Origin of the sequence: Pseudomonas sp. TWI923 (genome assembly GCF_039673365.1) — a bacterium.
In the GTDB taxonomy this organism is placed as follows: Bacteria; Pseudomonadota; Gammaproteobacteria; order Pseudomonadales; family Pseudomonadaceae; genus Aquipseudomonas; species Aquipseudomonas sichuanensis.
The window spans coordinates 1-9,239 of sequence record NZ_JBDJLM010000116.1 but is presented as its reverse complement, the minus strand read 5'-3'; the positions used below and the strand labels follow the sequence as shown (position 1 = coordinate 9,239).

At 65.5% G+C, this 9,239-nt stretch carries 12 protein-coding genes; 7 read left to right on the top strand and 5 right to left on the bottom strand.

Annotation, left to right across the window (positions count from 1 at the left end; genetic code table 11):
- Positions 1-95 precede the first annotated feature (95 nt).
- On the bottom strand, positions 96-1,106 hold the full coding sequence (locus tag ABE459_RS24750; protein ID WP_258646380.1) for an AraC family transcriptional regulator: 1,011 nt from the start codon (positions 1,104-1,106) through the stop codon (positions 96-98).
- Positions 1,107-1,285: 179 nt separating this feature from the next.
- Between ABE459_RS24750 and ABE459_RS24745 the strand changes: the two genes are divergently transcribed.
- From ABE459_RS24745 to ABE459_RS24735, 3 genes are read left to right on the top strand one after another with little or no spacing between them, the layout of a single operon-like run.
- Positions 1,286-2,470, top strand: coding sequence for an acetyl-CoA C-acyltransferase family protein (locus tag ABE459_RS24745; protein ID WP_323833743.1), 1,185 nt, complete (start codon positions 1,286-1,288; stop codon positions 2,468-2,470).
- Between the two features lie 12 nt (positions 2,471-2,482).
- A complete protein-coding gene (locus ABE459_RS24740) occupies positions 2,483-3,331 on the top strand; it encodes a 3-hydroxybutyryl-CoA dehydrogenase (protein WP_125858443.1) in 849 nt (282 codons plus the stop codon).
- A gap of 10 nt (positions 3,332-3,341) precedes the next feature.
- On the top strand, positions 3,342-3,929 hold the full coding sequence (locus tag ABE459_RS24735; protein WP_110995767.1) for a TetR/AcrR family transcriptional regulator: 588 nt from the start codon (positions 3,342-3,344) through the stop codon (positions 3,927-3,929).
- On the opposite strand, the gene ABE459_RS24730 is transcribed toward ABE459_RS24735, so the two are convergent.
- Positions 3,926-4,915: a bile acid:sodium symporter family protein gene (locus ABE459_RS24730; protein WP_258706451.1), complete on the bottom strand. Its 990-nt coding sequence runs from the start codon at positions 4,913-4,915 to the stop codon at positions 3,926-3,928. The genes ABE459_RS24735 and ABE459_RS24730 overlap by 4 nt on opposite strands.
- Before the next feature lie 133 nt (positions 4,916-5,048).
- On the opposite strand from ABE459_RS24730, the gene ampC reads away from it, so the two are divergent.
- From ampC to ABE459_RS24710, 4 genes are all read left to right on the top strand, one after another.
- A complete protein-coding gene (gene ampC, locus ABE459_RS24725; RefSeq protein WP_258706450.1) occupies positions 5,049-6,188 on the top strand; it encodes a class C beta-lactamase in 1,140 nt (379 codons plus the stop codon).
- Between the two features lie 2 nt (positions 6,189-6,190).
- Positions 6,191-6,814 carry a glutathione S-transferase gene (locus tag ABE459_RS24720; RefSeq protein WP_323833745.1) on the top strand — a complete coding sequence of 208 codons (624 nt, stop codon included), beginning with the start codon at positions 6,191-6,193 and terminating at the stop codon, positions 6,812-6,814.
- A gap of 309 nt (positions 6,815-7,123) precedes the next feature.
- Entirely contained in the window at positions 7,124-7,456 is a 333-nt protein-coding gene (locus ABE459_RS24715; RefSeq protein ID WP_110995763.1) for a hypothetical protein, read from the top strand.
- A gap of 96 nt (positions 7,457-7,552) precedes the next feature.
- Entirely contained in the window at positions 7,553-7,975 is a 423-nt protein-coding gene (locus tag ABE459_RS24710) for a group II truncated hemoglobin (protein WP_125858440.1), read from the top strand.
- Here the strand turns inward: ABE459_RS24710 and ABE459_RS24705 are convergent.
- From ABE459_RS24705 to ABE459_RS24695, 3 genes are all read right to left on the bottom strand, one after another.
- Positions 7,966-8,271: a hypothetical protein gene (locus ABE459_RS24705; protein WP_125463871.1), complete on the bottom strand. Its 306-nt coding sequence runs from the start codon at positions 8,269-8,271 to the stop codon at positions 7,966-7,968. The genes ABE459_RS24710 and ABE459_RS24705 overlap by 10 nt on opposite strands.
- A 140-nt stretch (positions 8,272-8,411) precedes the next feature.
- Positions 8,412-8,600 (bottom strand): hypothetical protein, encoded by a 189-nt coding sequence (locus ABE459_RS24700; RefSeq protein ID WP_125463870.1) that lies wholly within the window; start codon positions 8,598-8,600, stop codon positions 8,412-8,414.
- 140 nt (positions 8,601-8,740) lie between these two features.
- Positions 8,741-9,061, bottom strand: a complete 321-nt coding sequence (locus ABE459_RS24695) for a YbjQ family protein (protein ID WP_323833748.1) — start codon at positions 9,059-9,061, stop codon at positions 8,741-8,743.
- Positions 9,062-9,239 lie beyond the last annotated feature (178 nt).

Sequence of the window (9,239 nt, the reverse complement as noted above, 5' to 3'; positions counted from 1 at the left end):
ACTGTAGGAGCGGCCTTGTGCCGCGATAGGGCTGCGCAGCGGCCCCAGCGGACTCGAATCAAACGCAAGTTCATGGCATCGGTGCAGAGATGGCTCTAGACCACTCTAAGCCTGGCCCGGTAACTGCCCGGACTCTGCCCTGTCCACTTCTTGAACGCCCGGTGAAACGCGCTGGGCTCCTGGAAACCAGTCTGCTCGGCAATCTCGGCAATACTCAGGCAACCCTCGCGCAATAGCTCGAAGGCCATCGCCCGGCGCACTTCGTCCTTGATCTGCTGGTACGAACGCCCTTCGCGCTCCAACTGGCGGCGGAAGCTGCTGGCACTGAGCCGTTGCCCCTCGGCCATGGCATTCAGGGTTGGCCACTGCCCATAGTGGCGGGCGCGCAAGTGCCGGTACACCTCCGCCACCAGGCCGTTCTGATTGCGAAAGCGGATCACCAGCCCTTGGGGCGCACTGCGTAAAAAAGTCTTCAGGGCAGGCAGATCCTGCATCACCGGCAAACGCAGCCAGGCGCTGTCGAACTCCACCTCGGTACGACCACTGCCCAGGCGCAGGTCCGGCCCCCACAGCAAGGCGTCGTCCTCCTGGGCCGGGCGCGTCAACGCAAGCTCGGTACGGTCGATGGCGATGCGCCGCCCGGCCAGCCAGCACAGCAGGCCGACCACCAGCACCAGGTAGGTTTCCTCGGCGTACACCCGGGTCAGCGGGTCTTCGATGCTCGACTGCACGCTGATCACCGCACGCGCACCGCGCACCGTGACAGTGCCGCGCAGATCACGCAAAAACAGCGCGAAGCTGCTCAGGCACTGACGCAAGGCCTTGTCCAGGTTGGGCTCCTGGATCAACCCACGGCAGATCAGGGCGAAGCTGCCCAGCGGCATGCCATGGCTGTCGAGATGAAAGAACTCATCGTTGAGCTCGTCGATCAACGCCAGCCACAACTGGGCGAAGGCCTTGGCCGGCACCCGCGCCTGGGGCTGCGCCAACAACCCAGGCTCGATGCCTACTGCGCGCAGGTGGGCATCGCGCGCCTGCGGGCGTTCTCGCAAGGCGTGCAGCATGGCGTTGAGAAAGTACACCGCGACCGTATCGCTATCGCGCATGGCTGAAGTTCGCTGTCTATGCTGAGTGGCAAAAAATGTCAGGTTGACTGAACAGATCCGGCATAGGCCGCCTTGAGGCCTTTGCCTAGACTCGATCCACTTTTCATACAAGTCCTGAGGCGGCGCCATTCTCGCAGAGCCGGCCCCCGCCCCGCCATGTCTTTGCAAACGGAGCCTTTATGAGCAGCACAGAAATCTACGTCGTCAGCGCAGTGCGTTCGGCCATCGGCAGTTTTGGCGGTTCGCTCAAGGACCTGCCGCTGGCCGACCTGGCCACCCAGGTCACCCGCGCCGCCATCGAGCGCTCGGGCGTGAGCGCCGAGCAGATCGGCCACGTGGTGATGGGCACCGTGATCCCCACCGAACCCCGCGACGCCTACCTGAGCCGCCTGGCCTCGATGAATGCCGGCGTGCCCAAGGAAACCCCTGCCTTCAACGTCAACCGCCTGTGCGGCTCGGGCCTGCAGGCCATCGTCTCGGCCGCCCAGGGCCTGTTGCTGGGTGAAAGCGACATCGCCCTGGCCGCCGGCGCCGAATCCATGAGCCGCGGCCCGTACCTGCTGCCACAAGCCCGTTGGGGCGCGCGCATGGGTGACTTGCAGGGTATCGACTACATGGTCGGCATCCTCCAGGACCCGTTCGAGCACTTCCACATGGGCATCACCGCCGAGAACGTCGCGGCGGCCCACGGCATCACCCGCGAAATGCAGGACGAAGTGGCCCTGACCAGCCAGCGCCGCGCCGCCCGCGCCATTGCCGAAGGCCGCTTCGACAGCCAGATCGTGCCGATCGAGATCAAGACCCGCAAAGGCAGCGTGCAGTTCAGCGTCGATGAAAACGTGCGTGGCGAAGCCAGCGCCGAGCAACTGGCCGGCATGAAGCCTGCGTTCAAGAAAGACGGCAGCGTCACCGCCGGCAACGCCAGCAGCATCAACGACGGCGCCGCCGCCCTGGTGCTGACCACCGGTGACGCCGTGCAGCGCCTGGGCCTGAAGCCGCTGGCGCGCCTGGTGGCCTACGCCCATGCCGGCGTAGAGCCCGAGTTGATGGGCCTGGGCCCGATCCCGGCGACCAGGAAAGTGCTGGAAAAGGCCGGCCTGAATGTCGCCGACCTGGATGTGATCGAGTCCAACGAAGCCTTCGCCTCCCAGGCCTGCGCCGTATCCCGCGCCCTGGGCTTCGACCCGGAGAAGGTCAACCCCAACGGTTCGGGCATTTCCCTGGGCCACCCGGTTGGCGCCACCGGCGCGATCATCGCCACCAAGGCGATCCATGAACTGCAGCGTGTGCAGGGCCGCTACGCCCTGGCCACCATGTGCATCGGCGGCGGCCAGGGTATCGCCGTCGTATTCGAACGCGTGTAAGGAGCCGGCAACATGACTATCGAACAGATCGCCGTGATCGGCGCCGGCACCATGGGCAACGGCATCGCGCAGGTATGCGCGGTGGCCGGCTACCAGGTGCTGCTGGTGGACGTGTCCGACGCCGCGCTGGAGCGTGGCGTGGCCACCCTGGGCAAGAACCTCGAGCGCCAGGTCAACAAGGGCACCCTGGATGCAGGCACCGCAGCGGCGGCGAAAACCCGCATTCGCACCAGCACCGACTACGCCCAACTGGCCAGCGCGCAGCTGGTGATCGAGGCGGCCACCGAGAACCTGCAGCTCAAGCAGCGCATCCTGCAGCAGGTGGCGGTCAACGTCGGCAACGACTGCCTGATCGCCACCAACACCTCGTCACTGTCGGTCACCCAACTGGCCGCCAGCATCGAGCACCCCGAGCGCTTCATCGGCGTGCACTTCTTCAACCCGGTGCCGATGATGGCCCTGGTCGAGATCATCCGTGGCCTGCAGACCAGCGACAGCACCTACGCCCAGGCGCTGCTGGTCACCGAAAAGCTCGGCAAGACCCCGATCACCGCCGGCAACCGCCCTGGCTTCGTGGTCAACCGCATCCTGGTGCCGATGATCAACGAGGCCATCTTCGTGCGCCAGGAAGGCCTGGCCAGTGCCGAGGACATCGACACCGGCATGCGCCTGGGCTGCAACCAGCCGATCGGCCCGCTGGCCCTGGCCGACCTGGTGGGCCTGGACACCTTGCTGGCGATCATGGAGGCCTTCCATGAGGGCTTCAACGACAGCAAGTACCGCCCTGCCCCGCTGCTCAAGGAAATGGTTGCCGCCGGCTATCTGGGCCGCAAGAGCGGTCGCGGCTTCTTCACCTACTAAGGAGCAGGCCATGCCCCCGGTCAACGCGGCGATGCGCTGCGCCAACTTCGAAGAGCGGCGTGACAGGGCCATGGCGCTGTTCGCCGAAAAGGGCTTCGGCCAGGTCAGCATGCGTGAACTGGCGGCGCACGTGGGGCTGACCGCGGGCTCGCTGTACCACCACTTCCCCAGCAAGCAGGACCTGCTCTACGACCTGATCGAGGAGCTCTACGAAGAGCTCCAGGCCACCCTCGACCAAGGCCGCAGGGCCTTGGCCAAGGGCAAGCCGGTGCTGGCCTGCCTGATTGCCGCGCACTGGCAGCTGCATGGCGAACGTCCGTTGCAGTTCCGCCTGGCCGAGCGCGACTTCTGTTGCCTCAGCGAGGCACAGCAGGCGCGCCTGCTGCTGTTGCGCGAGCGCTATGAGGCCGGCCTGCTGCGCCTGATCGCTCCGCAAGCACGGCTCGAAGGCGCCGCCCTGGCCGCCACCGGGCATGTGCTGGCGACCCTGCTCAACCAGCTGCCAGGCTGGCTGCGCGAGCGCGATCTGGGCGAAGCGCAGGGCCTGGCGCTGATGGAGAGCCTGGTACTGGGCGGCATCGAGCGTACCCTCGGCTAGCCTGCGGTCGCCGCCTCACCCGCGGATTCCCGCGCGGCATAACGCTGCGCCAGGACCGCGCAGACCATCAGCTGGATCTGGTGGAACAGCATCAAGGGCAGGATCATCGCCCCGATACCACTGCCCACGAACAGCACCTGGGCCATCGGCACGCCGGTGGCCAGGCTTTTCTTGGAGCCCGCGAACAGGATGGTGATGCGGTCTTCCACACTGAACCCCAGCACCCGCCCGAGCACGCGGGTACCCAACAGCACCACCGCCAGCAGGATCCCGCACACGGCGAACAGCCCGGCCAGGTGTTGCGGCGACACGGTGTGCCACAGGCCGGTGACCACCGCTTCGCTGAACGCGGTGTAGACCACCAGCAGAATCGAGCCCTGGTCGACCAGCTTCAGCCAGCGCGCATTACGCTTGACCCAGTCACCGATCCAGCGCCGAGCAATCTGCCCGGCCACGAACGGCACCAGCAGTTGCAAGGTGATCTTCAGCACGGCGTCCAGCCCCGAACCGGTATCGCCGGACGCACCGAGCAGCATCATGACCAGCAGCGGCGTCAGGAAGATGCCCAGCAGGCTCGATGCCGCGGCGCTGCAGATCGCCGCCGGCACGTTGCCACGGGCCAGCGAAGTGAAGGCGATGGCCGACTGCACCGTGGCCGGCAAGGCGCACAGGTACAGCACACCCAGGTACAGCTCATTGCCCACCAGCGGCACGAACAGCGGCTTGAACGCCATGCCCAGCAGCGGGAACAACACGAACGTACAGGAGAACACCAGCAGGTGCAGGCGCCAGTGCCCGGCACCGGCGATGATCGCCTCCCGCGACAGCTTGGCGCCATGCAGGAAGAACAGCAGGCCGATGGCCAGGTTGGTCAACCAACCGAACAGCAGCGCGCCCTCGCCGGAACAGGGCAGCACGGTGGCAATCAGCACCACCCCGAGCAAGGCCAGGGTGAAATTGTCGAACAGCATGCGCAAATACTTCATCACAGGTTCCGTCTTGTCATTGTGCAAGGCCAGACGATAAGGTTTCGGGCCTTGCGCCGCTAACGCTGGAACCCCTGCCAGTGTCGCGCAACGGACACCATCTCCCCGCCCCTGACAAGGACAGCCCTTTTCGATGATCCGCACCCACCGCGCACTGCTTACCGCCGCCCTGGCGCTCGCGGCACCACCACTGCTGGCCGATGACCTGCAAAGCCAAGTCGATGGCATCATCCAGCCGCTGATGCGCGAACAAGGCATCGCCGGCATGGCCGTGGCGGTCTACGCCAATGGTCAGTCGCATTACTTCAGCTATGGCTGGGCCAACAAGCACGACAAACAGGCCGTGACCCGCGACACCCTGTTCGAGATCGGCTCGCTGAGCAAGACCTTCACCGCCACCCTCGCCGCCCTGGCCAGCGCCGAAGGCAAGCTTGACCTCAACGCCCCCGCCAGCCGCTACCAGCCGGCCCTGGCCAATGCGCCAATCGGCAGCGCCAGCGTGCTGGAGCTGGGCGCCTACAGCGGCGATTGCCTGCCGCTGCAGTTCCCGGACGAGGTGCAAACGCCCGAGCAGACCCTGGCCTGGTTGAAAAACTGGAAACGCGTTGCCGAGCACGGCACCCAACGCTGCTATTCGAACCCGAGCCTGGGCCTGTTCGGTGATCTCGCCGCCCGTTCGCAGCAGCGCCCTTTCGCCGATCTGATGACCCAGGAGCTGCTACCACGCCTGGGCCTCAAGCACACCTATCTTGAGGTGCCGGCCAAGGAACGCGGGCTCTATGCCCAGGGCTACGATGCTGCCGACAAACCGGTGCGGGTGAATCCGGGCCCTTATGCCGACGAGGCCTACGGCATCAAGACCAGCGCCAGCGACCTGCTGCGCTACGTGCAGTTGCAGGTGCAGCCCGCCGAGCTCGACCCGGCCCTGCGCAAGGCCATCGCCATCACCCAGGGCGGCTACTTCCAGGTCGGCGCGATGACCCAGGGCCTGGGCTGGGAGCGCTACCCCTATCCGGTCACGCTCGACACCCTGCTGGCCGGCAACGGCGCGAAGATGATCCGCGAACCCCAGGCCACCCGTGCCTTGAGCCCATCAGCGCCTGCCGAACCTGCAGCCTGGTACAACAAGACCGGCGCTACCGGCGGCTTCGGTGCCTACGCTGCCTTCGTGCCCGCCAAGCAGATGGGCATCGTCCTGCTCGCCAACCGCAACTACCCCAACGAGGAGCGTGTGCGCGCCGCGCAACGCATCCTCTCCAGCCTGGAGCAATGAGCATGTTGAAGATCCTTGGCAAGGCTTCGTCGATCAACGTACGCAAGGTGCTGTGGACCTGCGCCGAACTCAACCTGCCGTACCAGCGCGAAGACTGGGGCAGCGGCTTCCAGGCCACCGACACGCCCGCGTTCCTGGCCCTGAACCCCAACGCCATGGTGCCCGTGATCATCGATGGCGATTTCGTGCTGTGGGAGTCCAACAGCATCCTGCGCTACCTGGTCAACCAGTACGACGGCGGCCACCTGTACCCGTCGGCGCCACGCGCCCGGGCCGCCGTGGACCAGTGGCTGGACTGGCAGGCCACCGACCTCAACGACGCCTGGCGCTACCCGTTCATGTCGCTGGTGCGCCAGTCGCCAGCCCACCAGGACCCGGCACAGCTGGCCGCCAGCAGCGCGTTGTGGAACGCCCGGATGGGCCTGCTGGAGCAACGCCTGCAGGTCACCGGCGCCTACATCGCCGGTAGCGATTTCAGCCTGGCCGACGTGGTCATCGGCCTGTCGCTCAACCGCTGGCGCCGCACCCCGCTGGAGCACCCACAGCTGCCGGCGCTGGAGGCCTACCATGCCCGGCTGCGGCAACGCCCGGGCTTCCTTGAGCACGGCGATAACGGTTTGGTCTGACAGCAAATGCAGGATTGTCGGACAACATGTAGTGAACAAAAATATTCACTACAAACCTATTGACGCCCTTCCCGGGCCTTGGGCATGATGAGGCCGTCTCCCTGATCGGGAGCGGTGGCAAGGGTGTTCCAGACGGCTTGCGCGGTAACGCAGGCCGTCCGTGGAGAGGGAAACTGCCCAGAAGGCAGCGTGAGAAAGCCCCTGTTGCGATGCTGCTGTAGCAGCTTTGGTTAGTGCGCTACATGTTGTGGCGCCGAATGTGAACTTCACAACGAACTTCACCCAACGAATAGGGTAATGGGGGCTTTAATGATGAACTTGAACAACAATCCAACCATCGACCAATTGGCCCAGCTGTTCGCCGCGCGCAAGGACAGCCTCGACGACCATCTGCTGTGGGTCAGCCAGTCCGGCGAAGTACGCCTGGACCGCCTGCCGCCGAACACGGTCGAAAACGAATTCGAGTCGCACATGCCCAGCATGCGCGCCCGCTTCAAGGTCTACCGCCGTGGCCAAGGCTACGTCGGCAAGAAGGCCGCCGCCGACACCGGTTTCGTCGGCCGCGTGCTGCAGACCCTGCAACAAGAATGGCCCGGCGCCCGCGAGCACCAGGCAGTCAAGGTGATCGACACGCTGAACTGACACACCCCGTCGTCCACCACAGCTTGAGCCCGGCCCCACAAGGCCGGGCTTTTTCATGCCTGCTAGAATGGCCGCTTCTGTGCAGCGGAGCATCTAATGATCACCCCCACCTACGGCACCGACGATGCCTCCTACCAGGCCGCCGGCGGCATCGATGGCCTGCGCCGGCTGGTCGACGATTTCTATCGGTTGATGGATGAGCGGCCGGATGCCGCGCCCCTACGGCGCATGCACCCGCACGACCTGTCTGCTTCGCGTGACAAGCTGGCGTGCTTTCTCAGTGGCTGGCTGGGCGGGCCGAGCCTGTACAGCGAGCGCTATGGCTCGATCGCCATTCCGTCGTTCCACGCGCAATGGCCAATCGACGAAAGCCACAGCGCGCAGTGGCTGGACTGCATGGCCCGGGCCATTGCCCTGCAACCCTGGCCCGTGGACTTTGCCGAATACCTGTTGCGCCAGCTACGGGTGCCCGCCGAACGCATCGTCCAGGCCAGCCGCAACCGCCACCCTCAGGCCTGAAGCCGCCGCGGCGCCTGCACGGGCAGCGGCAAGGCGCCCGTGGCCAGGGCGCGGGCCCGGTCCACGCCCCACACCAGCGCGCGGGTCATGGTCTCGCCGGGGCGCGCCGGGTAGTACTCCTCCACCAGCGCCCTGCCCCCCTGGGCATACACCCCCAGGAACATCTGCGTGGCACCCAGGCGCGACAGACGCACCTGCACCTCGATGCAGGTGCCGTCGCTCAGCGCCTCGTCGTGGCTGCGGCTGTGCAACTGTGGGTCGGCCCACTGCCAGTAGGTTTCTTCCCTGATACGCATTGAATCGGTACTCCCTGAGTGAATCGCGCAAGCAAACCACAGCGGCGGGCCTGCGACGAGCACGACCCTGCGTTGCCATGCGCAGGATCAATGAATGCAAAAAAAACCCCGCCGTTGGGCGGGGTGGTGGTTGCGCAGGTTCACTTTTTCGGCGGTAGCCGCGGGGTGAAGCGACCCTTCTTGGCACGCTGCAGGTGCGCCGGTTGAAGCTGCTCCGACTCGTCCAGGGTCATGTTGGCGAAACCCAGCCGGAACGCCGACTGGCCGCACCACACCTGATTGTTGATCGGAAATGAATCGTTCAAGTCTTCGACGTAGGATTCGTTCATGCCCGTGACTCCCTCCAATGCTGACCGCGCCGGCAAACAGCGTGTTTGCCCAAGTGAAGCGGCGGCCTGATGAAGTGAGACTAGCCGGTCATTTGCAGACCAGTCGGACAAAATCCCCTGGCCCGACCAATGGCATTTTGCTATTTCAGGCGCACCGCCGTGCCGGTGGCGAACACCACGACCATGCCGCCCTGCACCGACGGCATGCTGATCTCGAAGTCCACACCCAGCACTGCATCGGCTTGCAACTGCCGTGCCCGCGCCTGCAGCTCCTCGGTGGCCTGCTCGCGGGCCAGCTTCAGTGCGCCTTCCAGGGTCTGCGAACGGCCGCCGAAGACGTCGCGAAAGCGTGCGAAGAAATCACGCACGAAGTTGATCCCCTGCACCGATTCGGCGCTGACCACGCCGAGGCACTCGGCAACCGGGCGGCCTTCGAGTTGGCTGGTGGTAGAGATGATCATGGGCTGCTCCGTTGACATGGCAAAAAGGCCGAGTCTAACAGAGGGCCTACACAATGAACTTGCACGCCCGCTGTAGGAGCGGCCTTGTGCCGCGAAAGGGCTGCAGAGCAGCCCCGGCGATTTCTGCTTTCACGCTGAAATCCTGGGGCCGCCTTGCGGCCCTTTCGCGGCACAAGGC

What these genes read in the sequence shown, in the direction of transcription:
- ABE459_RS24700 (WP_125463870.1), bottom strand. Translation starts at nt 8,600, where the DNA reads ATGAACGAATCCTACGTCGAAGACTTGAACGATTCATTTCCGATCAAC.
- ABE459_RS24745 (WP_323833743.1), top strand. Translation starts at nt 1,286, where the DNA reads ATGAGCAGCACAGAAATCTACGTCGTCAGCGCAGTGCGTTCGGCCATC.
- ABE459_RS24740 (WP_125858443.1), top strand. Translation starts at nt 2,483, where the DNA reads ATGACTATCGAACAGATCGCCGTGATCGGCGCCGGCACCATGGGCAAC.
- ABE459_RS24720 (WP_323833745.1), top strand. Translation starts at nt 6,191, where the DNA reads ATGTTGAAGATCCTTGGCAAGGCTTCGTCGATCAACGTACGCAAGGTG.
- ABE459_RS24715 (WP_110995763.1), top strand. Translation starts at nt 7,124, where the DNA reads ATGATGAACTTGAACAACAATCCAACCATCGACCAATTGGCCCAGCTG.
- ABE459_RS24705 (WP_125463871.1), bottom strand. Translation starts at nt 8,271, where the DNA reads ATGCGTATCAGGGAAGAAACCTACTGGCAGTGGGCCGACCCACAGTTG.
- ABE459_RS24710 (WP_125858440.1), top strand. Translation starts at nt 7,553, where the DNA reads ATGATCACCCCCACCTACGGCACCGACGATGCCTCCTACCAGGCCGCC.
- ABE459_RS24735 (WP_110995767.1), top strand. Translation starts at nt 3,342, where the DNA reads ATGCCCCCGGTCAACGCGGCGATGCGCTGCGCCAACTTCGAAGAGCGG.
- ABE459_RS24750 (WP_258646380.1), bottom strand. Translation starts at nt 1,106, where the DNA reads ATGCGCGATAGCGATACGGTCGCGGTGTACTTTCTCAACGCCATGCTG.
- ampC (WP_258706450.1), top strand. Translation starts at nt 5,049, where the DNA reads ATGATCCGCACCCACCGCGCACTGCTTACCGCCGCCCTGGCGCTCGCG.
- ABE459_RS24730 (WP_258706451.1), bottom strand. Translation starts at nt 4,915, where the DNA reads ATGAAGTATTTGCGCATGCTGTTCGACAATTTCACCCTGGCCTTGCTC.
- ABE459_RS24695 (WP_323833748.1), bottom strand. Translation starts at nt 9,061, where the DNA reads ATGATCATCTCTACCACCAGCCAACTCGAAGGCCGCCCGGTTGCCGAG.